Genomic DNA, 26,257 nt, shown 5'->3' with positions numbered 1-26,257 from the left:
GCGGTGGCCGGCACCGGTATCGCCACGCTACGGCCATCCACTGTAAAGTGGGTGGTCATGGCACCGATACCGGCGCCGGCTCTCCCCCAGTGCAAACCCGTGCATCGTCCCTTCTATCGTCGCTTTTTTCCCTACTGCCTGAGACAGATTGCAGAGGATCGCTTTGTCGTGCTTAATGTGGACGGACAGCCGGTAGGCCTTCCCCAGCCCAGCGGCGAACCCCGCAACGACACTGACATCGCGGTGCCCATCCATCTCCAGCTCGACGAAGCCGTGCTGCTCGAACTGGAAGCACTGGGTGCGCGTATCGCCATGGAGGGCATCTATCTGTTCGACGAAAGCGACGATCCGACCGCCAGCGGTCTCGGCTTCAGCGATTACGCGAACCGATTGCACGCCCTCGCCTCCCTGGCCACCACGTACTGAAGCGCGCGCATGGCTTCACTCGTCGTCTGGTGGCATTCGGAACTTCAGTTCGCGGTACTCGAACAGGAGCACGGGTTTGCCATCGCCAGCATCTACGACGGCACGATCGCACTGGAAGACGTGCTGATCGGCATCGTTCCGCCCGAAGGGGCCTGCCAGCTCACCAACCGGCGTACGGGGCTTCCCGTGTGGTTGTCCGTGGAGGGCGTGGGCCTTACCGAGGAAGAAGTGAGCGAATTGCTGGGACATCTACGCGACTAGCCTCGTCGCGCACCGCATCGATGAATGCACGCAGTGCCGGGGCCATCTGGCGTTGCTGCGGATAACACAGGTACATCCCCGGAAACGGATGCGACCAGTCCTCAAGCAAAGGCACCAGTTCGCCTGTGTGCAACGCCGGCAGCAAGGCATATTCCACCGTGAAGCAGATGCCCACGCCCTGCACGGCGGCACGCACGGCCATGGTCTTGTCGCTGACCACCAGTGGTCCGTCCACGGTCACCTCGAACCAGGCGCCGTTCTCGAAGAACTCCCAGGCATAGGCATGGGCTTGTCCGGGCCATCGCCAGCGGATGCAGCGGTGTTGCAACAGGTCGCGCGGATGCAGCGGCACGCCGTGACGTGCGAGATAGTCCGGCGAGGCCGCGGCGATCTGGCGCATCGGCGGCCCCAGCGGTACGGCGATCATGTCGCGCTCGATGACCTCGCCCAGACGTAATGCGGCGTCGTAGCCTCCACCCACCACATCGACCACTTCGTCATCGAGCGTGATGTCGAGCACCACCTCGGGGTAGTCGCGGGCGAAGGCGCCCAGGATCGGCTCGATGTAGTTTTCCGCCGCGGAGCGGAAGGTGTGGATGCGTAGGCGGCCCGAAGGCCGCCCGCCGTTGCGTCGCAGGGTATCCATCGCCTCGCGGATGCCCTGGATCGACGGCGTCACCTCCTGAAGCAGGCGCTCGCCGGCCGAGGTGAGCGATACGCTGCGCGTCGTACGATGCAGCAGCCTCACGCCGACGCTGGTCTCCAGCCCCCTCAGGGTCTGGCTGAGTGCCGACGGCGTGACTCCCAGCGTTTCGGCGGCCCGGGAGAAACTGAGGGCTTCCGCCACGGCGACGAAGGCACGCAGCTGGTTGTAGTCGGCACTGGAAGGCAGGGAGTCCATGGCGGAAGCAGAGCATTATTCAGCATGGCTTACAAGCTAGATTAGAAAATTGGATATTCATTAGCTCCGCTGCCTGACCTATCGTTCTCCCCATCACCCACGGAGGACATCCCATGCAAACCTGGTTCATTACCGGTATTTCCCGCGGCCTCGGCCTTGCCATGACCCGCCTGCTCCTGGAACAGGGCCACCGCGTCATCGGTACCGTGCGCGAAGGCCACCCGGACGTGCCGCATGCCGGCGACCGCCTGCACGTCATCCATGCCGACTTCTCCCGGCCTGGCGAGGCCGAACGGGCCACCCGCGAGGCCTTCGGCATCACCGGCCAGGTGGACGTCATCGTGAACAACGCCGGCTACGGCCTGCTGGGTGCGCTGGAACAGTCCACCGACGACGAGATGGCCCGCTTGTTCGAAGTAGACGTATTCGCCCCCATCCGTATCGTGCGCACCGCACTGCCTTACCTGCGCACGCAAGGCAGCGGACACGTCGTCAACATCACCTCCATCGCCGGGCGCGCTCCGGGCGCAGGCTCCGCGCTCTACGCCACCGCGAAGTCCGCCCTGGAAGGTTTCTCCGCCAGCCTGGCGCGGGAAGTGACACCGCTGGGCATCCGCGTCACGGCGGTGGCCCCGGGGGCCTTCCGTACCGACTTCCTCTCGGACCACTCGATCCGGCGCAGCGAAAAGGAAGACGCCGCCTATACGGATAGCGTGGGCCGGGGCGGCGCAGCATTGGCCGCCATGGCCGGTCGCCAGGCCGGTGATCCGGTGCTGGGCGCGAAGGCCATCATTGAGGCGGTCAACGCCAGCGAGCCGCCGCTGCACCTTCTGCTGGGTCCCGATGCCCTGCACCGTGCCCGCGAGAAGCTGGACGCCGTGATCGCTGAGATCGACGCCTGGGAATCGGTGACGGCCGGGACTGACCACGCCTGATCACGAAACGACCCCGTTTTCGGCAAGCACGGGCGGGGTCGTCCCCGGTGGATCGGACAGAATGGTGACCATCGTTGTCATCATCTGTCTCTTTACTTGCCCTTGCCTCGTCGCGATGCAGCAGGGCCATGACGGCCTCATTCGCGACACGAATGGCAAAGCTACGCGGCAAGGCAGCAAACGGCGTTCACGGCAGCCGTCACAAATTGTCATGGACAAAGTAGACAACGTTGTCATCCAGGACTAAACCCCTCCCCGCTTCGTCGTGCAGGCAGTACCTCGTTCGGGGAGAGGCTGGCCACTTCCCGTTCGGGATCCATCACTCGAACCGGGAGGTGTCCGATGTCACTGAAAGTCCTCGGCGGCTGTTCCGCCACGCTCGCCCTTGCCATTGCCGCTGCGCTGTTCCCTGCGCAATCGGCCCACGCTGCCACCGCATGCGCGGCGGCATGGAGCGCATCCAGTGTCTATACCGGCGGCAATACCGCCAGCCAGAACGGCAACAACTACGTGGCCAACTGGTGGACCCAGGGCGACGACCCGTCCACGCACAGCGGCCCTTCGGGCAGCGGCCAGCCCTGGACCTCTCAGGGAGCCTGCGATGGCGGCGGCAGCACGCCCCCGCCCGATAATCCGCCGCCGGACAACCCGCCCCCCACCCCGGGCACGTTGCTGTTCAGTCCGTACAAGGACACCTCCATCAACATGGACTGGAACACCAACATCATCTCGACCAGCGTGACCGGCACGCGGATTCCCGTGGTCGGTGCAGGCAGCCTCGTATCCACCCAGGTACCGAACCTCGGCGCCATCACGCTGGCCTTTGCCACCGGCGAGTGCGGCAGCGAGAACTGGGGTGGCGTGCCGGGCGCGGCGTTCGCCAGCGCCAACATCGCGCGGATCAACAGCGCGGGTATCAACTATGTGATTTCCACCGGTGGTGCAGCAGGCAGCTTCACCTGCGGCAGCCCGATGAACCTGAAGGCCTTCATCGACCGCTACAACGGCGCGCACCTGGTGGGCGTGGACTTCGACATCGAAGCCGGCCAGTCGCAGGCCCAGCTGCAGTCGCTGGTCAACGGCGCGGTATATGCCGCCGGCTTCTACCCGAACCTGCGCTTCTCGTTCACCCTTGCCACGCTCGGCGCTTCCGACGGCAGCTACGGTGGCGTGAACAGCACGGGCGATGCCGTGGTGAAGCTGGTGAAGGCCTCCGGCCTGCAGAACTACACCATCAACCTGATGACCATGGATTACGGCAGCGGTATTCCCAGTGTCTGCGTGGTCAAGAGCGGTGGCGTCTGCGACATGGGCCAGTCGGCGATCCAGGCCGTGCAGAACCTGCAGCACACCTACGGCATTCCGCTGAGCAAGATCGAGATCACCCCGATGATCGGCGTGAACGACGTCTCCAGCAACGTGTTCCAGATCGCCGACATCGACAAGGTGACCAGCTACGCGGCGACCAACAAGCTGGCGGGCGTGCACTTCTGGTCGCTCGACCGCGACACGCCGTGCTCGCAGGGCACCGCCTCGCCCACCTGCAACTCACTGCCGTCCACCACGGTGTTGCAGTACACGAAGCGCTTCCTGAGCAACCTGGGCAAGTAACCCACCCTCCGGGAGCCGCCCCTCACGGCTCCCGGACTTTCCCTGGCCGTCTCTCACCGCTCGTGGGATTTTTTGTAGGAGCGCGCCTTGCGCGCGACAGGTTTTCGCGAAGAGCGGTCACGCGCAAGGCGCGCTCCTACAGGGTAGCGTGGCGGTGCGTTGCTTCGACAGGCTAAGCTTCGGCAGATCGCCTGCCGCCAAGGAAATGCCCGTGAGCTTCGCCATCGACATCACCGATGTCCACTCGGCCGCCGAACAACTGAAGTGTGTGGCCGTGCGCACGCCGCTGCTCGAATTCGACACCCTCAATGATCATGCCGGCCACCGCGTGCTCGTGAAGTTCGAAGGTGCCCAGCACACCGGTTCGTTCAAGTTTCGTGGTGCCTATAACCGTCTTTCGCGACTCAACGATGTGGAACGCAAGGCCGGCGTCGTGGCGTGGTCCAGCGGCAACCACGCCCAGGGCGTCGCAGCCGCCGCCCGTCGCCTCGGTATTCCCGCCACCATCGTCATGCCCGCCGATGCACCCGCCAACAAACTGGAGAACACCCGCCGGCTCGGTGCCGAGGTGGTGCTCTACGATCGCTTCAACGAATCGCGCGAGGACATCGCTGCCGGTATCGCGCAGTCACGGGGCGCCGTGCGCGTGCCGCCGTTCGACGACCCTTACATCATGGCCGGCCAGGGCACCGTGGGACTGGAAATCATGGAGCAGTCTGCCGCCATGGGCGTGGATGTCACCAGCGTGCTGGTCTGTTGCGGCGGTGGCGGGCTGACGGCCGGTGTCGCGACGGCGGTAAAAGGCACGCGCCCGGAAACGCACGTTTACTGCGTGGAGCCTGCGACCTTCGACGATACCGCGCGCTCACTCGCCACGGGCACCCGGCAGGTGGTGGCAAAGGACGCCCGCACCATCTGCGATGCACTGATGACGCCCTCACCCGGCGAACTCACCTTTCCGATCAACCAGGCGCTGCTGAGCGGCGGCCTGATCGTAAGCGAAGACGAAGTACGCGATGCCATGCGCTTCGCCTTCCGCTCGATGAAGCTGGTGATCGAGCCCGGCGGTGCCGTGGCACTGGCTGCCCTGCTTTTCGGCAAGGCCCCTGTGCATGGCGGAGCCACGGCCATCGTGGTTTCCGGCTCCAATGCCGACCCCGGGCTTTACGCCAGCATCCTTCGCGAAGACGGCTGAACCGCCTCACCCCGGGCGCCGGATTTCCGTGCGAGCGGCGGGCAGTACGCTGCCGTCGCTCGCCAGGGGCGCCATGTAGGGAACGGGCTTTCCGGTTTTCGTATCGACCATCCGCGAGCAGCGCTCGCCACGCTCGAACAGGTTTTTTTCACCCCACTGGCGCATCGCCACCACCACGGGGAAGAGCTGTTCTCCCGCCGCTGTAAGCACATATTCCTGGTAAGAGCTGCCATCCGACGCCGGCTGCAGCTCCAGCACACCGGCATCCACCAGTCGTCGCAAACGGTCGGTGAGGATATTGCGGGCCACGCCCAGTTCACGCTGGAAGTCGCCGAATCGCCGTGAACCGTCGAAGGCATCGCGCACGATCAGCAAGGACCAGCGATCACCGATCGCATCGAGAAAACGGGCCACCGGGCAGATGGCGCTGGTGGGGTGGATGCGCTCGCTCATGGTTCTGCGACTCCGGTCAGCAAGGTTGCATTTTAAAACCATGTAGCCTAGCCTTCCACTAGTTTCAATTTGCAACCATTAAGGAAGCCCCCATGTCCACTGACTTGTCGGTGCCGCCATCGCGCGGCGTCGCGCTGCTGTTCGCCCTCGCATGCGGCCTTTGTGTCGCCAATGTGTATTACGCCCAGCCCCTGCTCGATGCCATCGGCCGGGAATTCAGCGTGTCGGATGCCCGGCTGGGACAGGTCATGACCGCGACGCAGGTCGGATGCGCCCTGGCGCTGGTCTTCCTGGTGCCGCTGGGTGATCGCGTCGAGCGACGCCGCCTGATGGTGATCCAGTCCCTGCTGTTGTCGGGCCTGCTGGCCTGTGTCGCCATGGTGCACGAGTGGTACCTGCTGCTGGCGGGCATGGCAGGTATCGGCATGCTGGCAACGGCCATGACCCAGGGCCTGATCGCCTATGCCGCCAGCGTGTCGCCACCCGGTAGCCGTGGCCGGGTCGTGGGTATCGCGCAAGGTGGCGTACTGATGGGCCTGCTGCTGGCACGCGTGTTCTCCGGTGCCATGGGCGATATCGCCGGGTGGCGGGGTACGTTCCTGGTATCCGCCGCGTTCTCCCTGCTTCTGATCCTGCCGCTGCGCCTGAAGCTGCCCAGAAGCGCTGTACCGGAGCGCCCCATGGGTTATCTCGCCCTGCTTGCGTCGATGCCGGGGCTGCTTCGCGAAGAACGGGTATTGCAGGTACGCGGCGTGCTGGCCTTGCTCATGTTCGCCGTGTTCAACATTTTCTGGAACGCGATGGTGCTTCCCCTGAGCGCGCCGCCACGCGCGTTCTCCCATACGGTCATTGGCGCATTCGGCCTGGTGGGTGCGCTCGGGGCCCTGGCCGCCATCCGCGCAGGTCACTGGGCCGACCAGGGCTACGGTGCGCGTACCAGCGCCGCCGGACTGTTGCTGTTGCTGGGCGCATGGGTGCCACTGAGCCTGATGGAACATTCCATGGCGGCATTGATGCTTGGCATCGTGCTGCTGGACATGGGTGGGCAGGCCATTCACGTCACCAACCAGGGCATGGTGTTCGCCTCGCGTCCCGAAGCCCATGCCCGCATGGTGGGGCTCTACATGCTGTTCTACGCCGTGGGCAGCGGTACCGGGGCGGCGGCCGGCACGGCCATGTACGCCTACGCCGGCTGGCAAGGTGTCTGCTGGCTGGGTGCGGCCATCAGTCTGCTTGCCCTCATTTTCTGGTGGGTGACCCGCGGTGTCACCGGCAGGCACCGGTAAAAGACGGGCGCCGTCACACCACGGACATACTCCGTGCCCATCCTGCCGCGACGAACCTGGAGTCGCCGCGTGACCGATACGCCCCAGGGCTGGGCGCACCTTCTCGCCGACAAGGGTCCCAAGCTCGCCAGTTATTTCCTGCGCCGCGTCGCCCATCGCTGGGACGCGCAGGATCTCGTGCAGGAGGTGTATCTGCGCCTGTTGCGCAGCTCAGGCACGCAGAACGAGCCCGTGCGAAATCCCGAGGCCTACCTGTTCACCGTGGCTGCCAACCTGGTCAAGGAGCATGCCCAGCTACGCCAGCGTGCTCCGGTGACGGGCGAGGATATCGACGAGGTCATCGAACGGCTGGCCACGCCCTGCGAGGCCGGTGCCGACGTGGACAGGGAACTGCGTCGTCGCCGCCTTGCCGATGTGATCGGCCGGCTGTCGCCGAAGTGTCGTGCGGTGCTGGTCATGCACTACCGCGACGACATGCCCTACCGCGACATTGCCGAGGCACTGGGCGTTTCCACCAACATGGTCAAGAAGTACATCGTCAAGGGACTGGCCGCGTGCCGGCAAGGGATGCAGCACTATGAATGACACCCGTCGCATCGCCGAAGAGGCCGCCTCCTGGTATCTGGACATGCGTGACGAGCCGGATGCCACTGCCCGTGATCGCTTCATGGCATGGCTGCGGCACTCCCCCCGCCACATCGCCGAATACCTCGCCATTGCCCGCCTGCATGGCGATATGCATGCCGCCGCCGCTCTGGACGAAACGCCTGCCGCTGACCTGCTTGCCGCCGCCATGGCCGAGTCACGCGTGGTGCCGCTTTTTGCTGAACATCCACGCCCGCAGGTAAAACCTGTCGCCGTACGGCGCCAACGGTTGCGCTACGTGGCGGCCGCCGCATCGCTGCTACTGGCCATCGGCATGGCATGGGCCTGGGTGCCTGCCGCCACAACGCCCTTGCGCTACGCCGCCGACACGGGCGAGGTGCGCATGGTGAAGCTGCCCGACGATACCTTGCTGCACCTGTCACCTGGCGGCATCGTGGATGTGGACTTCGACAGCCACGCGCGGCGCATTGTTCTCGTGGCAGGCAAGGCGTCCTTCGATGTAGGGCACGATCCGCTGCGCCCCCTGAGCGTGGAAGTGGGCAGGCAGCGTATCGAGGATATCGGCACCGTGTTCGACGTGGATCGCGATGGCGACGGTGCCCGTGTGGCCGTGATCAGCGGCAAGGTTTCCGTTTGGCGCATGTCTTCGGCATGGATCGACAGTGGCGCACGCCGTCTGCTCGGGCATGCGACACAAGGCAACCGCGTGGCCGATATCGCCGGTGGCGAATCGCTGCACGTCGACGGTGACGGCCATGTGCTGGATCGCAGCGTGCTGGATACCTCCGCCGCCACCGCATGGCTACCGGATGACATCCGTTTCCACGACACGCCCATCGGGGTCGTCGCACGACGTTTCAATGCGTATACGACACGCCCCCTGAGCATCGAGGATGCCGCCTTGTCGGAAAAACGCATCAGCGGTGTGTTTCACGCGCACGATCCCGAAGCCTTCGTGAGTTATCTCGGCAGCCTTTCCGGCGTGCGTGTGCAGCGCGAACCGGATCGCATCAGGATCCAGTCCACGCGCACGCTGTAAGAAAAATTTCATCGAATCGGCGGTACCCATCCCACCGCGCCGGGACTCTTGGATGAGGTCGGACGACAACACGTGTCCTCTCCCACCCCTCGAAGGAAGTACCCGCATGCGTCACTCGCTCGCCATGTGCATCGCCCTGGCCCTCGCCAGCGCGGCACCCGTCGTCGTCCAGGCGACTACGCCGTCAACGGCCATTGCCGCCATGCCGCTGGCACAGGCTCTCGACCAGTTCAGCCATGACACGGGCTGGCAGGTGGTGTACGACGATGCCATTCCCGACGGCGTGCGCAGCCACGCAGTGCCGGCAGGTCTGGCGCCTGCGCAGCGCCTCACGGCCCTGCTGCGCGATACCCACCTCGATTACCGCCTGGTGGCACCGACCACGGCGAAGATCGTCCCGGGAAACGTCTCCGCCGGCGCCGCACCGGCCGAAGCCTCCCTGCCGGCGATCGACACTCGTGATACGGCAAGGAATCTTGCCCCCGTCAGTGTCAGCGCCAACGCCGTGGATACGCTTGCGCCCAGCGCTCCCCCACTGGACGCATCGCAGCCGACTTCGGTGATCGACGAGCGTTTCATCCGCGACGGCCTGCGCTTCAACGCCAACTTCGACGACATCATCAAGTACGCACCGAGCGTCACCGTGACCTCGCCGGAAGGTCCGGGCCTGGGCAAGAACGAAGGCATCAGCCTGCGCGGTTTCCAGGATGGCCAGTTCAACATCACCTTCGATGGCATTCCCTTCGGCGACGCCAGCGACCTGCATCACACGACGTCCGCCTATTTCAACAATCATGTGCTCGGCCAGGCGCAGATCGATCGCGGCCCGGGCGGCGGCAGCACGATCGGCAACGCCACCTTCGGTGGCACCATCGGCCTGCGCTCGCGCGATCCGTCCGATGAACCGGGCATCACGCCCTATCTCACGATCGGCAGCTGGAACACGCGCGCCGGTGGTGTCTCGGCGGACGAAACCATCGGCAATACCAGGGTGTTCGCGGATATTTCCAAGGAGTCGAGCGACACCTACCTGAAGGGCACCGACGACAAACGCGATCATATCTTCATCAAGACGATCAGCCAGCTCGGCGCGGCCACGACACTGACCTTCGTCACCAGCTACAACCGCGAGCACCAGAATACCGTGCAAGGCGCCACGCTGGGCGAAATCGCGAAGTACGGCTGGCGTTTCGGCCTGGGAGACGATCCCACGGTGCAGAACTACAAGGGTGCGAACAACGCAGCCTATTACTCCAGCTTTACCTACCTCGGCCTCGACACGCATGTGGGCGAGTGGGATATCGAGAACAAGGTGTACCTGAACACCTTCGACCACTGGGCACGCAAGGCTGCCGATGCCACCGACATCAACCCGGCAGACAACGGCGTGACGTTCTACAACGCCAAGGGCAAGAAGGTCGCCACCATCGCTGCCGACCTGCCGGGCAAGCAATCCGACTCGGGTTTCCACGCCTTCGGCGACGTGCTGCGCTTCGGCCGCGACCTCGGCCCGGGCCGCCTGCTCGCGGGCGCGTGGCTGGAGCGTAACATCGATGCGCGCTACCAGTTGCCGCTGGACCTGACCACCGGCGCGCAAACGGGCACCAAGTATGGCCCCACCTACAACTATCAGCTGGACGATCGCACCGATACCTTCCAGCCTTATCTGCAATACGACTGGAAAGTGACCGACAGCATTACGGTGAGCCCCGGCGTGCGCTACTCCGAGGTGACCCGGCGCATCGATGCGCCTTTGAACAAGGTCTCGCCGCCCGTACCGCTCACCGCGCAGGCCACCTATAGCGCCACCCTTCCCTCGATCAGCATTCATGACAGCATCAGCGATTCGTGGTCGGCGTATGCGCAGGCCGCGAAGGGTTTTCTTGCGCCGCCCATCGACGTGATCCAGGTCAATGGTCCCAAGGGAGTTGATCCGGAACTGACGAAGAACTACCAGCTTGGCACGGCCTATGCGTCGCGCCAGCTCACCTTCGGCGCCGACGTCTACTACATCGATTTCTCCAATCTCATCGCCGAAACCCAGGTAGCCACCGGCAATGGCAACGAGAATGCCTACGTGAACGGTGGCGGCGCGATCTACAAGGGAGCCGAGGCCGAAGCGACCTTTGCCCTGACCCACGAGCTCAGCCTTTACGGCAATGCCAGCTATAACGAAGCCACGTACAAGAGCAGCAACGTGCAGGTAGCCGGCACACCGAAGGTGACGGCCGCACTCGGCCTGCTCTACAGCGCCAGCAGCGGTTACTTCGGTTCGTTGATGGGCAAGTTCCTCGGCCACCAGTACGGCGTGGACAATACCGTGGACAAGAGCGGCCATCCGGTGTTCCAGGATGCCAACCGCATCGCGGGCTACTTCAGCGTGGATGCCGCTGCGGGTTATCGCACCGATCATGGTCCGGCAGGCACCAAGGGTTATTCGATCAGCGTCGACGTCAACAACCTGTTCAACGTCCACAAGATCACGGGTTATGCGGGCACGCAGTCGGTAGGTGGTGCACCGCTCTACTTCGGCCTGCCGGGCCGGGGCATCTTCCTCGACCTGTCGGTGAAGCTGTGAAGGCGGCCCTGCTGATATTCGCACTGGGCTTCGCCACGGCGGCACATGCCACCGATGTCGTGCGTGCGGAGGTGATCCTGATCCGTCACGGCGTGCGTTCGCCCACGAAGCCGGGCGAGACGTATGCGGCTTATGCGCATGGCGAGTGGCCTGCGTGGCCGGTGGCGCCGGGCATGCTTACCGCACACGGGAGCGAAGGCATGCGCGCCATCGGTGAGCGCTGGAGGAGTGAACTGGACAAGGAGGGGCTGGCCGCCTCTTCCTGCGATAGCTCCGCGTCCCCAGTCGTCATCGGCGACAGCACGCCACGCAACCGGGAAAGCAGCGCGGCCCTTGTCCGGGGCTTGGCGCCGGGCTGCAAGGCAGGCTATCTCGCCACCAGGGGCGATGAAAACAACGCCCTCTTCCACTATCGCAAGGACGATGACGACGATGGTGCGACCAACCAGGCGCCCGCGCACGATGCATTGAAGGCGTTGCAGTCACTGCTACTCGATTGCCATGCAGATCACTGCGCAGAGGTGGCCCAGCAGGAAGGCAGGAAGCTGCTGCCGGTAGAGCCGGGGGCTGCCATGAAACTTGCCGGGACGTTGAGCGAAAACCTGATGCTGGCCTACGCTGAAGGCATGCCGATGTCTTCCGTGGCATTCGGGCGGGGGAACAGGGACCTTCTGGGCCGTTTGATCGAATTGCATAACGCGCAGTTCGCCGCGGGCAAGAAGGCTTTGCCGGCCGCCAGCCTTGCCGGATCCAATCTCGCCGCGCACATCCTTGCCACGCTGCAGGTGGCCGCAGGGGACAAGCCTGTCGTTGCGCCGCTTATCGCAGGCGGCTATGGCGCGGTCGTGCTGGTCGGGCATGATACGAACCTCGCCAATATCGCCGGCGTCTTCGGACTGGACTGGCACGATGCCGCACGACCGGACGATTACCCGCCCGGTGGCGCGCTTTCGTTTACGCTGGTCGAACGCCAGGGGCACGAGTTTGTGCTGGTGAGGCAGATGATGCCGTCCATGGATGCCTTGCGGACGAATCGCTATGACGGGATGGTGCGACGTCCCGTGCGTGTGCAGGGCTGTGCCGTGCCGGGGGAGTGTCCGTTGCAGGTCTTCGTCAACGCAGCCGGAAAGCGGCTGAATCACGACAGGACCGATGCGGCATTGCCTGCCATGAACCTGCAGTCGGTGGTGCCTTGAAGAGCGTTACGTAAGGCGGCGCATTCGCGAAAACCCGATGCATCGCGCTGGGTTCCTGCGTGCGCAGGAACGACGGCTTCGGGTGGGGCTGTCGTTACCTTGCCTACCCGTCGTTCCTGTGAAAACAGGAACCCAGCGCCCCGGTTCACCAGCACGGCGAAGGCGCTGCATCGGCTTTTACGTAGGAGACACCGTCGCGACACCCGACTGCATCGCGCTGGGTTCCTGCGTACGCAGGAACGACGGCTTCGGATGGGGTTGTCGTTACCCCACCTACCCGTCGTTCCTGTGAAAACAGGAACCCAGCACCCCGGTTCACCAGCACGGCGAAGGCGCTGCATCGGCTTTTACGTAGGAGACACCGTCGCGACAACCGACTGCACCGCGCTGGGTTCCTGCGTACGCAGGAACGACGGCTTCGGGGGGGATTGTCGTTACCCCACCTACCCGTCGTTCCTGTGAAAACAGGAACCCAGCGCCCCGGTTTACCAGCACGACAAAGGCGCTGCATCGGCTTTTACGTAGGAGATACCGCCGCGACAACCGACTGCATCGCACTGGGTTCCTGCGTACGCAGGAACGACGGCTTCGGGTGGGGTTGTCGTTACCCCACCTACCCGTCGTTCCTGTGAAAACAGGAACCCAGCGCCCCGGCTCCCCAGCAACACGACCCCGCCCCATCGAAAACAAGCCCCTCAATCCACCCGCCTGACCACAAGCACCGCACAAAGCCCACCAAACGCAAACGAATTGCTCATCGCAACGCGCACTGCATGCTTGCGTGCCTCAAGGGGCACATAATCAAGATCACACTCAGGGTCGGACACCTCAAGGTTCAACGTCGGTGGCACGATGCCCTCACGAAGCGCACCCAGCGTAACCACAAGCTCCAGCGCACCCGCAGCACCCAATGCATGCCCATGCACCGGCTTGGTAGAAGACACCAGCAAGCGCCTCGCATGCTCACCGAAAACCTCATGGATTGCCCGCGTCTCCACCGGATCGTTCGCACGCGTACCCGTGCCATGGGCATTGATGTAATTCACGGCATCCGCAGATAAGCCCGCATCGGCCAGCGCACGCTGCATTGCGAGCCGGCTGCCGCCGGGGTCGGGATGCACGATATCCGCCGCATCCGCGCTCATGCCGGCGCCGGCAAGCTCGGCGAGGATGGTCGCGCCACGCGCCCGCGCGTGTTCCAGCGATTCCAGCACGAACATGCCGGCCCCCTCGCCCAGCACCAGACCACTGCGGTTCGCACTGAATGGCCGGCAGGTATCCGTTGCCATGACCCGCATCGCCTCCCAGGCCTTCAACGCACTGAAACTGAAACACGCCTCGGTGCCGCCGCAGATGGCGACATCCGCCATGCCGCTGCGGATAAGCGATAGAGCCTGGGCAATGGCGTGATTGCTCGATGCACAGGCACTGGCCACGGCAAACGCCGGCCCACGGGTGCCATGGGCCATGCTGATCTGGCTTGCCGGTGCGTTGATCATCAGGCGGATGATGGTCAGCGGATGGATGCGCCCGGAGTTACCCGCATATAGCTGGCGGGCCTGCTCGTCGTGCGTCGTGTCGCCTCCGGCACCCGTGCCCACGATCACGGCCGTACGGTCCGCCAGGCCGTCCTTGTGCAGATCCAGGCCCGATTGCTTCAATGCCTCGTTCGCCGCAATGCAGGCGAACTGCGAAACCCTGTCCAGCATCGACAACTGGCGAGCCTCGAAATGCCGGGAAGGGTCCCAGTCATGGGGTATCTGTGCGGCAAGCGGCGCCCGGATCTGGCCGGCTTCCGGATGATGCAGCGGACGCAGCCCATGGCGGCCATCCCGCGCGGCCTCCCACAGCACCTCCGCGCCCTCGCCCAGCGCACTGATGGCGCCCATGCCTGTAATCACTACGCGGCGCATCGACATGGCGTCAGGAATGCCTGCCGGTCGGCGGCGTGCCATGGGGGGGCGTTCCATGCGGTGGCGGTGCATGGCCGCCCGCAGGCTGCGGCGTCAGCGTCTTCTTCACCGCTTCCACCAGGTCACCGACGGTCTCGCCTGCGATATCCGCGTCATCAAGCTTGATCGGGCGTCCCAAGGCCTTGCCCAGGTCTTCCTCGACATCGAAAAGCACCTCGATGACGTCGATCGACGTCAGCCCAAGCTCGGTGAGCCGGGATGAACGAGTGATCGCCTTAGGATCACCCTGGGTCTTCCTGACCACGTTCACGGCAATGACGTGCAGGATATCGTCGTCGTTCATCAGCCTCTCCTGGTGGGATTGTCCGGCTCGACCCATGCCACGGCATCTACTCCGCCCGGCTTACAAGCGCCTTTCCGGCACACAGGTATTACCAACCCGTAACAATCCCCGTCAATCCACCAATCGGTTTACCGGTGCTTTTTTGACAGGCCGTCTCGACCCGGATGCGTGATCCATTTATGGTGATGGCCGTTTAAGCGCACTCGCACGCAAGGAGAATCCACCGATGCACGGAGCGATCCATTCTGTCCATGGACATCATGTCCTGGTCTGCCCGACCGAAGGCCCGATGCTCTCCACGGAGGCCGACGGCAAGGAACTGCTGATGGCTGCCATGGATGAGCGCGCCGATATGGTGGCCTTTCCCGCGGCGAGGCTTGGCGAGGATTTCCTGCGGCTGCGCAGCGGTGTGGCGGGTGCGATCGTCCAGAAATTCGTCAATTACCGGATACGCCTCGTTTTCGTCGGCGACATTTCTGCCGCGGTGCAGCGAAGCGAGGCCTTGCGTGACTTCGTTCGCGAGGCGAATCAGGGAGATGCGTTCTGGTTCGTCGAATCGATGGAGGATATGGCGCGTCGGCTGGGCTGAGGACAGGACGGTCGCGCGCGAGGCGCGCTCCTACAGGGCTTTGCATTCGCCTTGGCGGGTGTCGCGCGCGAGGCGCGCTCCTACAAGGGCATCAGTGCGTTGTAGGAGCGCGCCTTGCGCGCGACCGTCACATCAGAACGATGCACCTCACCTGTCCCAGGGCGGCACCGGCAAAAACGCCGCAACCAATGCATCCACCGCCACACGCACCTTCGGCGCCAGATCACGCGACTTAGGCCATAACGCCGTTATGGGTGCATCGCCATACGGCAAGCCCACTGGCAGCACTTCAAGCGTGCCTTTGAGCAGCTCCCCGGCAATCAGCCACGTCGACAGGCAGGCAACGCCAAGCCCACCCACCACGGCATCGAGCAGCGCCTCGCCGTGGCTAACCGTGTGTCGAGGTCGAACCGCCATCATCAACGGCAACCCGTCCGCACCCCGCACCGTCCACGGTAATGGACGCCCATCCTTGGCGAAGGCCACACAGTCGTGGGATGCCAGGTCGTCCGCCGACAGCGGACGTCCCTTGCGCTCAAGATAAGAAGGCGCGGCACATATGACCGAGCGCTGCATGCCGAGCGAGCGTCCAACCAAGGTGGCGTGATCACCCACGCCACCCAGGCGCACCGCGAGATCCACGCCCTCTTCCACCAGATCCACGAACCGATCCGTAAAGGAAACATCCAGCTCCAGACCGGGATGACGATGCGACAGTTCGAGCAGCACCGGCATGACGCATGAACGACCGAACGAGAGCGGCAGGTTGACCCGCAATACCCCCGAAACACTGTTGTGTCGCGCAGCCAGCAGGGATTCCGTGGTGCCCAGTTCGTCGATGACGCGCAGGCAACTTTCGTAATAGGTTCGCCCCTCGGCCGTGACGCTGAGGCTGCGCGTCGTGCGTTCCAGCAACCGGACACCAAGCCGCTCTTCCAGGCGGGCAACGGCTTTGCCGACGGCCGACTTCGACATGCCCATGCGTATCCCGGCAGCCGTGAAGCTGCCCGTCTCCACGGTATGCACGAACGCCGACAGCCCCTGAAGGTGCGAATGCAGATGCTGCCCCATGTCATTGACGCCTTATCCGCTCCAATAATCGGAAAATATAGCGCAGCCAGAGAACCCGGATCGTCAATAGGATGCGGGCTTCCTATTTCAAGCCGAGCACACCCTCGTGAATCGCACCATGAAACGCTGGCAGCTTGCCGCCTTTGGTCTGGAGAACCTGCATCTGACGGACGTCCTCGTGCCTGAGCCGGGCCCCGGTGAAGTCCTGGTGCGTGTAGAGGCCGTCTCCCTGAACTACCGTGACCGGCTGGTCATCCAGGGAGAACTGTTGCCCGAGCCACCGGCCATGCCCTTCGTACCGACCTCCGACATGGCTGGCAAAGTCGTTTCCACAGGAAGCGGCGTGAGTCGCGTCCGCGAAGGCAATCGGGTCGTTGCCAATTTCTGGACCCCATGGATCGAGGGCGAACCACCGCCCGACATGACCCGTCACGGTCTGTCACTGGGCGGTCCGCTGCCTGGGGTCCTGAGCGAATACATCATTCTTCACGAAGACGTGCTCGTGCATTCACCGGCATCGCTCAGTGCTCCCGAAGCCTCCACCCTGCCTATCGCCGCACTCACCGCATGGTTTGCCCTGGTGGAAACCGGCCGCTTGCATGCCGGTCAGTCCGTCCTCGTCCAGGGAACCGGCGGCGTCGCCATCTTCGGTCTTCAGCTGGCGAAGGCTCTGGGCGCACAGGTGATCGTGACCTCACGCAGTGCGGAAAAACTTGCCCGGGCACGTGACCTGGGGGCCGATGCCATCATCGATACAGGTGCGAACCCTGCATGGGCCGTAAAAGCGCTGGAACTCACGGAAGGACGCGGCGTGGATCACATCCTTGAACTGATAGGTGGCGACAACCTGAGGCAATCGGCCAGCGCGCTGGCAAGCGGCGGCCGGATCGCGCAGATCGGCTTCCTCGACGGCGCAGATATCACGCTGCCTGTGCTGCCTCTCATGTTGCGGCGTGCCGTGATCCAGGGCATCACCGTGGGGCACCGTACATCCCTTGAAAACATGATCCGCGCCATAGATCACCACCGGATCAAGCCTGTCATCGATACCACTTATGCGTTCGACAACGCGCTCGCAGCTTTCGATCATCTGGGGCGAGGACCTTTCGGCAAGGTGGTGATTACGTTGCCGGGCGATTGAGGTAGCGCCTCAGGGCCATGACATAACGATGCGCAGCACGTGTCCTTCCAGCAAAAGGCTGTCGCCTGCCAGAGCGTCCGGCGAGATGATGGCCTTGGGTGCATTATCACCAGGCTTTCGCACAACAGAATGCATGGCAAATCGATACAATCCCATGTCCCCTGAAAACGATATCCCCATGACGACTGCAAGCGACGGACTGACTGCCGTCCCTCTTTCCGCGGATTTCTTCCGAGGCGCCATCGACATCGAAACAACCGCGCGCGGTCTCCTGTTACACCGCCTTCCGGCCTGGGCCCGGGCCCAATACCCAGACCCGCAACTCACGATGGCGGAAGTGCAGCCGTCAGGCGTGCGCCTTGTGATGCGCACCAGCGCAACCATACTGGAACTGGATACGCTACCCACCCGCCATGTCTACGCAGGCGTGCCTGCGCGTCCGCCAGGCATCTATGACCTGCTGATCGATGGCGAGCTCACCGCTCAGGCAACGGCCGAAGGCGGCGATGTGGTCACGATCGACATGCGCACGGGCCAGGCAAGCCGGCAGGAAGGCCCCGTCGCCAACCTGCGCTTCCCCGACCTGCCGCAGGGCGAGAAGCGTATAGAGATATGGCTTCCCTACAACGAAATCACGGAAGTGGTGGGCTTGCGTGCCAATGCCCCCGCCATGGCCATCCCCGATGAACGCCGCAAGGTCTGGCTGCATCACGGCAGCTCCATCAGCCAGGGCTCCAACGCCGCAAGCGCGAGCACCATCTGGCCTGCAATCGTATCCCTTGCGGGCAACGTCGATCTGATCAACCTGGGTTTCGGCGGCAGCGCCCTGCTCGATCCATTCATCGCTCGCACGCTGCGCGATACCGCAGCCGACTTCATCAGCGTGAAAATGGGCATCAACCTGGTCAACACCGACCTGATGCGCCTGCGTGCTTTCGTGCCTGCGGTGCATGGTTTTCTCGATACTGTGCGCGAAGGACATCCGGACACACCGCTGCTGGTGATTTCCCCGCTGTACTGCCCGATCCACGAAACCACGCCGGGTCCCGGCGCCTTCGATACCGAAGCACTGATGGAAGGCAAGGTCATGTTTCGAGCCACGGGCAACCCCGCCGAAAGCGCCGCCGGCAAGCTCACCCTCGAAACGATTCGCCGCGAACTCGCACACATCATGGCGCAACGAACGAAAACTGACCCTCATCTGCACTATCTGGATGGGCAGGTTCTTTACGGAGCAGCCGATCACGATGCACTACCACTGCCCGACCGCCTGCACCCTGATGCCGCCACGCATCGCCTGATAGCCGGGCGGTTCGCCGCAGAGATGTTCGGCCCGAAGGGCATTTTCCCTCGCCGGGATGTTCTCTGAACTCGCTAGCGTCCGCAACGCTTTAGCGTGAACACGCCGTGTCCGATGCCGATGCGAGGTTCAGCCCGGTACCAGAGCGTCTCGGACAGGTCAGGAAGAAAGATAGTGTCCGGCGCCCGTGCCCCAGCCATGGGCAGGTTTTCATCGAACACCATGCGCTTGGACCATGCGAAGAAATGCATGCTGCCCAGCAACCTCGGCGAACCATCCGTGGGAGGCTCCCATTCTGGTGATCTCACGTCGCTCGTGGAGATCATGGTGATGTAGCGCGCCGAGCCAGCATCGAAGAGAAACCAGAACGAGGCACCGGACTGTTTATCGCTCAGCTGCAAGGCGATCGTCGACAACACGTTCTCGCGTTTGCCGATGTTCGTGAACGACACGCTCAATGACGGATTGGATGAATAAACGTAGTGCGCCTTCTCATACGTGCAGGCATGAGCGGACCATGGTCCAGCGATTGCCAGGGCTATGACAGCACCCCTTGCCCGAATTCCCCTGAAGACCATTCCGTCGTTTCCCTGTGTAGGTACCACCTGGCGCGCTGCGCAGCCTAACGCCCTTGCAGGGCAGAATCATGGCATACCCATGGCATGGATCGGCTTCAGCCCATCCGTCGCGTGAAGCCATCCGCACTCCAATCCTCGCTGCCCACCCCGTGGTGCACCACGAACAGGCCCTCGGGATCGTAGCGGCGCTTCACGGCGAGCAGGCGCGGGTAATGACTGCCCCAGAAGGCCGACTGCCAGTCGGGCTGGTGATAATCGCTCTCGGACACGTAGGCACCGCCGGCCGGGGCAACCTTGCGCAATTCGGCCAGCGCCGCGCCAAGGTCACGCTGGTCGCGACGGGCCTGCGCCGCATCGACATGCACAGGGTCCATGCCCGGATACGCAGGCTCGGCATCCGCACCCATGATGACCAGGGCAAAGGCATCAAGCACCTGTGGATTCATCGACGTGTCCCGTGTGCGCCGGATCGATTCCGCCGTGCCTCCGGCCATGCCCTTGCCGAAGAACAATTCCATGCCATGGTGGCGCGTGGCACGGAACAGGGTGTCCACAAGCACTGCACGGCGATGATCGTCCAGCAGTGAAGACGGCAGCCAGATCGAACGATAGTCGTGGATGAACCAGCCGGCCTCATGCTGCTGGCCGTTCCAGATGATGTTCCGTGCCGGCGCACCGGGACGCTCGTCGTTGAGCATGTGCCCCGGGAAATGTTCGTGGAAATAGGCACCATCCCACAGATGCTGCGCGGGCACGGTCAGCACATTGACCGGCTCTTCCAGCGTGTATTCGCCGCGCTGGCCCACCCAGTCGATGAACGGTGCCCAGGCATGCTTCACTGCGGCATCGTCCATGTCCTGAAACATCATCGTCAGGTTGAGCACGTTGTCCTTGCGCAGGGTGATGTGCTCGCCCCAGCGCGGATTGAACATGTCACTGGCGTAGAACGCGAAGAAGCGATCAAGCAATGCACGAAACGCCTCGTCCGTCGCCGCACGAATGCTTCCTCCCACGCCACCAAAAAACTGCGGCAGTTCATACGTGCGCAGGGTGACCCGGGTCACCACGCCGAAACTCCCGCCGCCACCGCCTTTCAACGCCCAGAACAAGTCGGGGTTTCTCGCTGGATTCGCGATGACCACACGGCCATCGGCTGTCACCACTTCGGCCTCCAGCAGATTACTGGCCGCGCTGCCGAAGCGCTTGGAGAAATGCCCGAAACCACCACCCTGCACCAGGCCGGCCACGCCCACGGTCAGGCAGCCACCGCCTTGCACATAGCGACCGCCCCGCGTGGTCACGGCATCGTAGGCATCCATCCAGATGCACCCACCGCCCAGGCTCACAGCATGTTCCGCGGCATGGCCTTCGCAACCCTCGGGCACGAAGGCATCGTGCAGGGTCACGGCATTCATGGGACGGGTCCAGACCAGAAGCGCATCGGCGCCGCACGAGGTGCCCTGATAGCTGTGACCGCCGCCCTTCACCACCAGGCGCAGGCGATGCGTGCGGGCGAAATTCACTGCCGCCGCTACATCCGCCGCGCTCTCTGCCGCCACGGCCCAGGGGCTGGGCTGGGATGTCCATGCGCCGAACCAGCCGCTGGTCTGCGTCAGGCTCACCTGATCGCCCAGGTAGTACGGGTTGTGCAGGTTGCGCAGCGCCTCGGCCCGTGACGTGGCCGAGGCCGCGCCGGAAAAAGGCGATACCGGATTGAGCAACCGGCCACCGACCTGGCGGCGAAGATCCTCCCATGCCCCCGTATCCGGCCATGCGGCATCGCCAGGCCGTACCCGAGACATGGCGCCACCACGCAAGGCTCCGGCCATGGTCGAAAAGGCGGCAGGCAGGAGCGGGAGGGCCAGTCCGGCCTTCAGGAGATCGCGGCGACGCATGGGGCTTCCTTCACATAGGGGAGCAGGTCATCGCACATTGTGACGCCCATACGTACCACCGTCATGGCGGTTTACGCCCCTTTACCCGCATCCTCGCGTGTTTCAGCGCAAGTAACTGCGCAGCACCGCCAGCACGGGTTCCAGTTCATGCAGGGCATGCGGATTACTCTCCGCCACATGCTCGCGCAGGTGGTCTTCCAGCATCTGGCTCATGAGCCCCTGTACGGCGCCGCGAATCGATGCCACCTGTTGGAGCACGGCATCGCAGCCCGTATCGCCTTCAAGGGCTTTTTCCAGCGAGGCCACCTGGCCGCTGATCCGCCGGACACGGGTGATAAGGGCTTTCTTGTTGGCAATGGTATGGGACATGACAACCTCTTCGTCGGGTGGATAGTATAGGGGGGTACCCTATATAGGCCAAGCCATGATGACGCCCGATCCGCGCCCCTTCCAGCATTCCCATCACTTCAACGAAGGCAATCCCCTCGCCGAGAAGAACACACTGATAGCCGTCGCGATCACCGCCGTCATGATGGTGGTGGAGATTGCAGGAGGATACCTCTTTCACTCCATGGCCCTGCTGGCCGATGGCTGGCACATGAGTTCCCATGCGCTGGCCCTGGGGATTTCTGCCGCCGCCTACGTCATCGCTCGCCGGTTGACCTCGGATCGCCGCTTCGCCTTCGGCACCTGGAAGATCGAAGTGCTGGGGGGCTATAGCAGCGCGCTCCTGCTGGGCGTCGTGGCGATCTTCATGCTCGTACAGTCCATCGAGCATCTCGTGCATCCGGTACCCATCAGCTATGACGAAGCCCTCCCCATCGGCGTGGTCGGCCTGCTGGTGAACCTGCTTTGCGCATGGCTTCTGAAGGGTGCCCATCACGGGCACGATCATCATGGTCACGACCATCACGGCCATGATGCGCATCACCACCATGAAGACATCAACCTTCGCTCCGCCTATCTGCATGTGGTGGCCGATGCCGCCACCTCCGTACTGGCAATCTTCGCGCTGCTGGGTGGCAAGCTGTTCGGCATCGCCTGGCTCGATCCGGTGATGGGCATCCTGGGCTCCTTCCTCGTCGCGCAGTGGGCCATCAGCCTGATTCGTACATCGGGTCGCATCCTGCTCGACGGCGACATGGATCATCCCGTGGTCGATGAGATTCGCGAGGTCTTCGCGCAGGAGCTTCCCCATGCATCCATCAGCGACCTTCATGTATGGCGCGTGGGCAATGGTCGTTTCGCTTGCATCGTCGCTGTCGTGAGCGAACGACCATTGTCTGCGGATACCGTGCGCAGGCATCTGTCCGTTCATGAAGAACTGGTGCACGTCACGGTGGAAATCAGCGGTTATCACGCAACGGAACCCACGCTGCATGACATGGCCACGCCTGCATGAGGCGATTGTTTTCGGCCGTCCATCCGCAAACCCGCATTACATTGCTGCAATGCAGGAGATTTTCGTTGACAGGCCCCTGCGAGCCTGAGTATCGTGCCCCGGCCTTACGGGTCTCCCGTGGCACTTGTCTGGTTACCCACCTGCGAGAAATGGACAGTTACCCTAGTAGCCGCACCGATAACGGAGTCATCGCTCCGATGTCGGTGCCTAATGAAAACTTGGACGCCAGCAGCGGCCGCATCCGGTCGACCGGCGCTTTCCTCGCCTAGGGAAGTCCGGCCGTCGTCTGTGCTGCCTACGGCGCACAGGCGATGAGCCATGAAAACAACTCTTTTCCCCTTGATCAGCCGGACCTGCGTCCGCGCCTTGCCACGTCCGGGCCATGCCCGGGCGCGTCGCTGCAACATCCACGCTGACATGCGCCCTCCATCTCGCTGACCGACGACGCGGCCACGCCGCATCGTCGCGCGCCGGCACGTTCTGTGTCGTCGTGACAACTCACTGCCTCTGAAATAACGCAGGCCCTCCTGTCGCGTGACCGTGCGCCTTTTACGGCCACCTCGCGATACGAGCCCGCGCGTCCCGTCACGCCTTCAGCGAGTACTTCCCATGCACAGCATTCACTTCCTTGGCGAATGGCTAGGCTGCCGCACGTCTGTCGATGCCCTTCGTGACCCTGCATCCATCCGCGCACTTTGCGTGGAGCATGTGATGCGCCATCACGTGAGCATTGCGGGCGACCTGTTCGCCGCTTCGGCCCACGAAGGGGTCGTCGGCACCATCATGGCCGACGACATGCACATCGTGTTGCGCACGTTCCCCGATCGGCACGCCGTCGACATCGACCTGTACGCGTCGTCACGACACAACGCGGACATCGGCATGGTGTTCCACCTGCTGTCCGATCTCTGCGACGACTTCAAGCCCACTCGCACCATGCTGCACCGGGTCCAGCACGGCACCGACTCCCAGGTCATGGGCCGCACGCCGGTCAGGCCCACGCGCAGTTCCGGATTCACCAGCTGGCGAGCGGCCTGACCACCGCCTCGCACCTTTCTCGCCAAGACGCCCACGCCGGCCCTGACCGGCGTCCGTACCCGCACCTGGATGTACCCATGATTTTCCGCACGATCAAGAATGCTTCCTCCGCCTGCCCGCGCGCCCAGTCGATTCGCGCAACGCGCCCAGCCCGCCTGCTATATGGCCTTCGTCTTCCCATGCTGGTCATCGGACTTGGCCTGCATGCCTTGCCGCTACATGCAGAGGACACAACGAAAAATACCAAGAAGCAGAAGAACGATGACACGCCGGTCGTGCTCGACGGGGTGTCCGTGGCCGCACCCACGTCGGGCGCGGCACTCGCGTCGATCCAGCCGGTGGGCGCCAACGCCTACGTGCTCAATCGCAGTGATTTCGAGGGCTCGCTCAGCGGAGACAATTCGCTTGCCCTGCTGAAGAAAGTGCCGGGTGCCTCCTATACCGCTACCGATGGCCTGGGCCTGGATATCTCGGCCACCAGCCTGTTCGTGCGTGGCTTCCGCATGAGCGAAATGGGCGTGACGTTCGAAGGCGTGCCGCTCAATGACAGCAGCTTCCTCTCGATGACCGGTACCAGCGTGGTCAACGTGGCGGTGCCCGATGCGGTCGGCTCCATCGACATCACACCGGGCTCCGCCCGCGAAAGCCTGTTTTCAAGCAGCGCCAACGGTGGTGGCATCGCCTATGCACTGGTGCAGCCTTCGGCAACAGCGGGCGCGACGGTAAAGCAGGCCTATGGAAGCAACCGGACGCTCGTAACGACGCTCTCCGGCCAGACCGGAAAGCTGGGCGAGAACGGTCCGGAAATCGTGGCCGACCTGCAACGGGTATCGGCGAACAAGTACCAGGCTGCCGGTACGCAGCACTTCCTGCGTGGCGACCTGAAGGTGAAGCAGGACGTGTCATGGGGCGACTTCACCTTCTTCTTCTCCGGCAGCCATGCCGAGGTGTGGGGTTACAACAACCTGTCGTTCGACATGATCCGCAACCTGGGCTGGAAGGCGGACAGCCGGTATCCGAACTATGCCGATGCCTATAACGCCGCACTTCCTGAGAACGCCGATGCATCGTGCGGCGTTTATACCTGCGGCAAGCTCACTTCCCTGCTGCCCTACGACACTGGCCAGACCACCAGCGACTACATCGAATCCATCACCCATCATTTCCGCATCTCGCCGGACCTGAGCGGAAGCGTCCAGCTCTATGGAGCGAACAGCAAGACCTACGCCAGTCTCGCCGACCCCAATACGCCCTCGCCCACCGGGGCGCCGTTTTCCGAGCAGGTGCAGAGCCCGAAGGTGAATCGCTTCGGTGGCATGCTCAACTTCACGTATACAGCCGGAAACCATACGCTCACAGCCGGCTTCTGGCAGGAGCGCACGAACTCGGATGCGAAAACCTCCTGGTATAACGAACCCTTGCTCGGTCAGGGTGCGCCGCTGAACACCACGGGACCGTATACCACGTATGGCCCGGCGTTCCAGATCGCCAATGCATCGCACTGGCGTACCCGCTCGCGCCAGTTCTACCTGCACGACGATTACGCCATCAATGATGAGCTGACCCTTGGCATGGGTTTCAAGGGCGTGAGCTTCTCCACCACCGGTGGCGGCATCGGTGCCGACCAGGCTCCGTACGGCACCCTGCGGGTGAAGAACAACTTCCTGCCGCATCTTTCGCTGTTCTGGAGCCCGACACCGCAAACCGATGTCTTCGTGGATCTCGCCGAGTCCGAGAACGGCTATCGCGTAGCCCAGCGCGGCAATATCGGCTACACGGCATCCGTGTGGACCGTGTCGAGCCAGGACGAATTCGACAAGGCCGTCCAGTCGATCCGCCCCGAATCCGACTGGAACCTCACCGCCGGTGTCGCTCATCGCTTCGACAACGTGACCCTCACTTACGATGCGTTCTATAGCGTGATCCGCAACCGCCTGCTTTCCGCCGCGGTGGGCAGCCAGTTTGCCCAGGTGAATACGGTGGGCGTGATGCCGCGCATGCATATCTTCGGCAGCGATCTTGGCCTTACCGCCGACCTGTCCAGGCATGTGCAGGTGTACCAGGGCGTGGCCGTCGCCCGGTCGTTCTACGATCGCGACTTCGTCGTGGACGACAATGTCTTTCCCATCAAGGGCAAGGCCCAGCCGGGTTATCCCATCGTCTCGCTGGTCACCGACGTATCGGCGCACTTCAACGCCTGGCGCTTCGGTGCCACCAGCACCGAGTACCTGCGTCAGCCCTTCTCGTACGAGAATGATATCTACGTGCCGAACTACTGGCAGGTCAACGCCTATGCCAGCTATACGGTGCCGGCCAGGGGCAATCGCCCGGAGCTCAGCTTCCGGCTGGATGCCAGCAACCTGATCAACCGGAAGAACATCGGCACGGCCACGATTGCCGGTTCGCCGTTCTCCGGTGATTACCAGACGCTGCAGCGCAGCGCGCCCCGCCAGGTGCTGTTCAGCGTGTCCGCGCGGTACTGACCACGACGCGGCACCGG

24 protein-coding genes are annotated in these 26,257 nt (G+C 63.5%); 16 read left to right on the top strand and 8 right to left on the bottom strand.

All coding sequences use genetic code 11. The features are described from left to right. Positions 1–168 precede the first annotated feature (168 nt). Positions 169–426, top strand: a complete 258-nt coding sequence (locus KR767_RS15860) for a hypothetical protein (RefSeq protein WP_250876950.1) — start codon at positions 169–171, stop codon at positions 424–426. Between the two features lie 9 nt (positions 427–435). Continuing rightward, positions 436–687, top strand: coding sequence for a hypothetical protein (locus tag KR767_RS15855; RefSeq protein ID WP_166948123.1), 252 nt, complete (start codon positions 436–438; stop codon positions 685–687). Here the strand turns inward: KR767_RS15855 and KR767_RS15850 are convergent. Then, positions 641–1,588, bottom strand: a complete 948-nt coding sequence (locus KR767_RS15850) for a LysR family transcriptional regulator (RefSeq protein ID WP_250876949.1) — start codon at positions 1,586–1,588, stop codon at positions 641–643. The two genes, KR767_RS15855 and KR767_RS15850, sit on opposite strands and share 47 nt — an antisense overlap. A gap of 113 nt (positions 1,589–1,701) precedes the next feature. Here KR767_RS15850 and KR767_RS15845 point away from each other — a divergent pair, with 113 nt between their 5' ends. The 3 genes from KR767_RS15845 (at position 1,702) to KR767_RS15835 (ending at position 5,329) form a co-directional block, all read left to right on the top strand. Further along, complete coding sequence (locus KR767_RS15845) at positions 1,702–2,523, top strand: SDR family NAD(P)-dependent oxidoreductase (protein WP_250876948.1); 822 nt, start codon at positions 1,702–1,704, stop codon at positions 2,521–2,523. A 342-nt stretch (positions 2,524–2,865) separates the two neighbouring features. Then, positions 2,866–4,134 carry a carbohydrate-binding protein gene (locus KR767_RS15840; RefSeq protein WP_166948128.1) on the top strand — a complete coding sequence of 423 codons (1,269 nt, stop codon included), beginning with the start codon at positions 2,866–2,868 and terminating at the stop codon, positions 4,132–4,134. A gap of 211 nt (positions 4,135–4,345) precedes the next feature. Continuing rightward, on the top strand, positions 4,346–5,329 hold the full coding sequence (locus tag KR767_RS15835) for a threonine ammonia-lyase (RefSeq protein ID WP_250876947.1): 984 nt from the start codon (positions 4,346–4,348) through the stop codon (positions 5,327–5,329). 6 nt (positions 5,330–5,335) lie between these two features. Here KR767_RS15835 and KR767_RS15830 read toward each other — a convergent pair whose 3' ends face one another. Next, positions 5,336–5,770, bottom strand: a complete 435-nt coding sequence (locus KR767_RS15830; protein ID WP_425602752.1) for a winged helix-turn-helix transcriptional regulator — start codon at positions 5,768–5,770, stop codon at positions 5,336–5,338. Positions 5,771–5,874: 104 nt separating this feature from the next. On the opposite strand from KR767_RS15830, the gene KR767_RS15825 reads away from it, so the two are divergent. From KR767_RS15825 to KR767_RS15805, 5 genes are all read left to right on the top strand, one after another. Further along, the gene (locus KR767_RS15825) at positions 5,875–7,068 is read left to right on the top strand and encodes an MFS transporter (RefSeq protein ID WP_250876945.1); all 1,194 of its coding nucleotides are present in this window, start codon (positions 5,875–5,877) and stop codon (positions 7,066–7,068) included. Positions 7,069–7,137: 69 nt separating this feature from the next. Beyond that, complete coding sequence (locus KR767_RS15820; RefSeq protein WP_166948136.1) at positions 7,138–7,653, top strand: RNA polymerase sigma factor; 516 nt, start codon at positions 7,138–7,140, stop codon at positions 7,651–7,653. Next, positions 7,646–8,713 (top strand): FecR family protein, encoded by a 1,068-nt coding sequence (locus KR767_RS15815; RefSeq protein ID WP_250876944.1) that lies wholly within the window; start codon positions 7,646–7,648, stop codon positions 8,711–8,713. The genes KR767_RS15820 and KR767_RS15815 overlap by 8 nt, the downstream gene beginning before the upstream one ends. A gap of 106 nt (positions 8,714–8,819) precedes the next feature. After that, a complete protein-coding gene (locus tag KR767_RS15810; protein ID WP_250876943.1) occupies positions 8,820–11,291 on the top strand; it encodes a TonB-dependent receptor in 2,472 nt (823 codons plus the stop codon). Then, on the top strand, positions 11,288–12,487 hold the full coding sequence (locus KR767_RS15805; RefSeq protein ID WP_250876942.1) for a histidine-type phosphatase: 1,200 nt from the start codon (positions 11,288–11,290) through the stop codon (positions 12,485–12,487). Before KR767_RS15810 ends, KR767_RS15805 begins: the two co-directional genes overlap by 4 nt. Positions 12,488–13,182: 695 nt before the next feature. On the opposite strand, the gene KR767_RS15800 is transcribed toward KR767_RS15805, so the two are convergent. Further along, positions 13,183–14,442 carry a beta-ketoacyl-[acyl-carrier-protein] synthase family protein gene (locus KR767_RS15800; protein ID WP_250876941.1) on the bottom strand — a complete coding sequence of 420 codons (1,260 nt, stop codon included), beginning with the start codon at positions 14,440–14,442 and terminating at the stop codon, positions 13,183–13,185. After that, positions 14,411–14,743, bottom strand: coding sequence for an acyl carrier protein (locus KR767_RS15795; protein WP_250876940.1), 333 nt, complete (start codon positions 14,741–14,743; stop codon positions 14,411–14,413). The genes KR767_RS15800 and KR767_RS15795 overlap by 32 nt, the downstream gene beginning before the upstream one ends. Before the next feature lie 226 nt (positions 14,744–14,969). Between KR767_RS15795 and KR767_RS15790 the strand changes: the two genes are divergently transcribed. Continuing rightward, positions 14,970–15,332, top strand: coding sequence for a DUF4180 domain-containing protein (locus tag KR767_RS15790; RefSeq protein ID WP_345779880.1), 363 nt, complete (start codon positions 14,970–14,972; stop codon positions 15,330–15,332). A 147-nt stretch (positions 15,333–15,479) separates the two neighbouring features. Here KR767_RS15790 and KR767_RS15785 read toward each other — a convergent pair whose 3' ends face one another. Beyond that, positions 15,480–16,403, bottom strand: coding sequence for a LysR family transcriptional regulator (locus tag KR767_RS15785; RefSeq protein WP_166948148.1), 924 nt, complete (start codon positions 16,401–16,403; stop codon positions 15,480–15,482). Between the two features lie 118 nt (positions 16,404–16,521). Here KR767_RS15785 and KR767_RS15780 point away from each other — a divergent pair, with 118 nt between their 5' ends. Beyond that, positions 16,522–17,544: a zinc-dependent alcohol dehydrogenase family protein gene (locus KR767_RS15780; protein ID WP_250876939.1), complete on the top strand. Its 1,023-nt coding sequence runs from the start codon at positions 16,522–16,524 to the stop codon at positions 17,542–17,544. 364 nt (positions 17,545–17,908) lie between these two features. Continuing rightward, complete coding sequence (locus tag KR767_RS15775; RefSeq protein ID WP_250876938.1) at positions 17,909–18,913, top strand: SGNH/GDSL hydrolase family protein; 1,005 nt, start codon at positions 17,909–17,911, stop codon at positions 18,911–18,913. Between the two features lie 5 nt (positions 18,914–18,918). Here KR767_RS15775 and KR767_RS15770 read toward each other — a convergent pair whose 3' ends face one another. The 3 genes from KR767_RS15770 to KR767_RS15760 all read right to left on the bottom strand — a co-directional run bounded on the left by KR767_RS15770 (position 18,919) and on the right by KR767_RS15760 (position 21,686). Continuing rightward, a complete protein-coding gene (locus tag KR767_RS15770) occupies positions 18,919–19,260 on the bottom strand; it encodes a hypothetical protein (RefSeq protein WP_250876937.1) in 342 nt (113 codons plus the stop codon). A gap of 257 nt (positions 19,261–19,517) precedes the next feature. Continuing rightward, positions 19,518–21,317: an FAD-binding oxidoreductase gene (locus KR767_RS15765; protein ID WP_250876936.1), complete on the bottom strand. Its 1,800-nt coding sequence runs from the start codon at positions 21,315–21,317 to the stop codon at positions 19,518–19,520. A gap of 102 nt (positions 21,318–21,419) precedes the next feature. Continuing rightward, entirely contained in the window at positions 21,420–21,686 is a 267-nt protein-coding gene (locus tag KR767_RS15760) for a metal/formaldehyde-sensitive transcriptional repressor (RefSeq protein ID WP_166948156.1), read from the bottom strand. 55 nt (positions 21,687–21,741) lie between these two features. On the opposite strand from KR767_RS15760, the gene dmeF reads away from it, so the two are divergent. The 3 genes from dmeF (at position 21,742) to KR767_RS15745 (ending at position 26,240) form a co-directional block, all read left to right on the top strand. Then, a complete protein-coding gene (dmeF, locus tag KR767_RS15755) occupies positions 21,742–22,719 on the top strand; it encodes a CDF family Co(II)/Ni(II) efflux transporter DmeF (RefSeq protein WP_250876935.1) in 978 nt (325 codons plus the stop codon). A 609-nt stretch (positions 22,720–23,328) separates the two neighbouring features. Continuing rightward, the gene (locus KR767_RS15750) at positions 23,329–23,757 is read left to right on the top strand and encodes an S-adenosylmethionine decarboxylase (protein WP_166948160.1); all 429 of its coding nucleotides are present in this window, start codon (positions 23,329–23,331) and stop codon (positions 23,755–23,757) included. A 77-nt stretch (positions 23,758–23,834) separates the two neighbouring features. Further along, entirely contained in the window at positions 23,835–26,240 is a 2,406-nt protein-coding gene (locus KR767_RS15745) for a TonB-dependent receptor (RefSeq protein WP_250876934.1), read from the top strand. Positions 26,241–26,257 lie beyond the last annotated feature (17 nt).

Origin of the sequence: Luteibacter anthropi, from assembly GCF_023699965.1 — a bacterium.
Classification (GTDB): domain Bacteria; phylum Pseudomonadota; class Gammaproteobacteria; order Xanthomonadales; family Rhodanobacteraceae; genus Luteibacter; species Luteibacter anthropi.
The sequence above is the reverse complement of the archived record's forward strand: the minus strand, read 5'-3'. Positions and strand labels throughout refer to the sequence as shown.

Bases quoted from the DNA above. Each gene is read 5' to 3' on its own strand.
- KR767_RS15795 (WP_250876940.1), bottom strand. From the start codon at position 14,743: ATGAACGACGACGATATCCTGCACGTCATTGCCGTGAACGTGGTCAGG.
- KR767_RS15845 (WP_250876948.1), top strand. From the start codon at position 1,702: ATGCAAACCTGGTTCATTACCGGTATTTCCCGCGGCCTCGGCCTTGCC.
- KR767_RS15850 (WP_250876949.1), bottom strand. From the start codon at position 1,588: ATGGACTCCCTGCCTTCCAGTGCCGACTACAACCAGCTGCGTGCCTTC.
- KR767_RS15785 (WP_166948148.1), bottom strand. From the start codon at position 16,403: ATGGGGCAGCATCTGCATTCGCACCTTCAGGGGCTGTCGGCGTTCGTG.
- dmeF (WP_250876935.1), top strand. From the start codon at position 21,742: ATGATGACGCCCGATCCGCGCCCCTTCCAGCATTCCCATCACTTCAAC.
- KR767_RS15775 (WP_250876938.1), top strand. From the start codon at position 17,909: ATGCGCACCAGCGCAACCATACTGGAACTGGATACGCTACCCACCCGC.
- KR767_RS15745 (WP_250876934.1), top strand. From the start codon at position 23,835: ATGATTTTCCGCACGATCAAGAATGCTTCCTCCGCCTGCCCGCGCGCC.
- KR767_RS15825 (WP_250876945.1), top strand. From the start codon at position 5,875: ATGTCCACTGACTTGTCGGTGCCGCCATCGCGCGGCGTCGCGCTGCTG.
- KR767_RS15855 (WP_166948123.1), top strand. From the start codon at position 436: ATGGCTTCACTCGTCGTCTGGTGGCATTCGGAACTTCAGTTCGCGGTA.
- KR767_RS15800 (WP_250876941.1), bottom strand. From the start codon at position 14,442: ATGGCACGCCGCCGACCGGCAGGCATTCCTGACGCCATGTCGATGCGC.
- KR767_RS15840 (WP_166948128.1), top strand. From the start codon at position 2,866: ATGTCACTGAAAGTCCTCGGCGGCTGTTCCGCCACGCTCGCCCTTGCC.
- KR767_RS15815 (WP_250876944.1), top strand. From the start codon at position 7,646: ATGAATGACACCCGTCGCATCGCCGAAGAGGCCGCCTCCTGGTATCTG.
- KR767_RS15780 (WP_250876939.1), top strand. From the start codon at position 16,522: ATGAAACGCTGGCAGCTTGCCGCCTTTGGTCTGGAGAACCTGCATCTG.
- KR767_RS15790 (WP_345779880.1), top strand. From the start codon at position 14,970: ATGCACGGAGCGATCCATTCTGTCCATGGACATCATGTCCTGGTCTGC.
- KR767_RS15765 (WP_250876936.1), bottom strand. From the start codon at position 21,317: ATGCGTCGCCGCGATCTCCTGAAGGCCGGACTGGCCCTCCCGCTCCTG.
- KR767_RS15750 (WP_166948160.1), top strand. From the start codon at position 23,329: ATGCACAGCATTCACTTCCTTGGCGAATGGCTAGGCTGCCGCACGTCT.
- KR767_RS15760 (WP_166948156.1), bottom strand. From the start codon at position 21,686: ATGTCCCATACCATTGCCAACAAGAAAGCCCTTATCACCCGTGTCCGG.
- KR767_RS15810 (WP_250876943.1), top strand. From the start codon at position 8,820: ATGCGTCACTCGCTCGCCATGTGCATCGCCCTGGCCCTCGCCAGCGCG.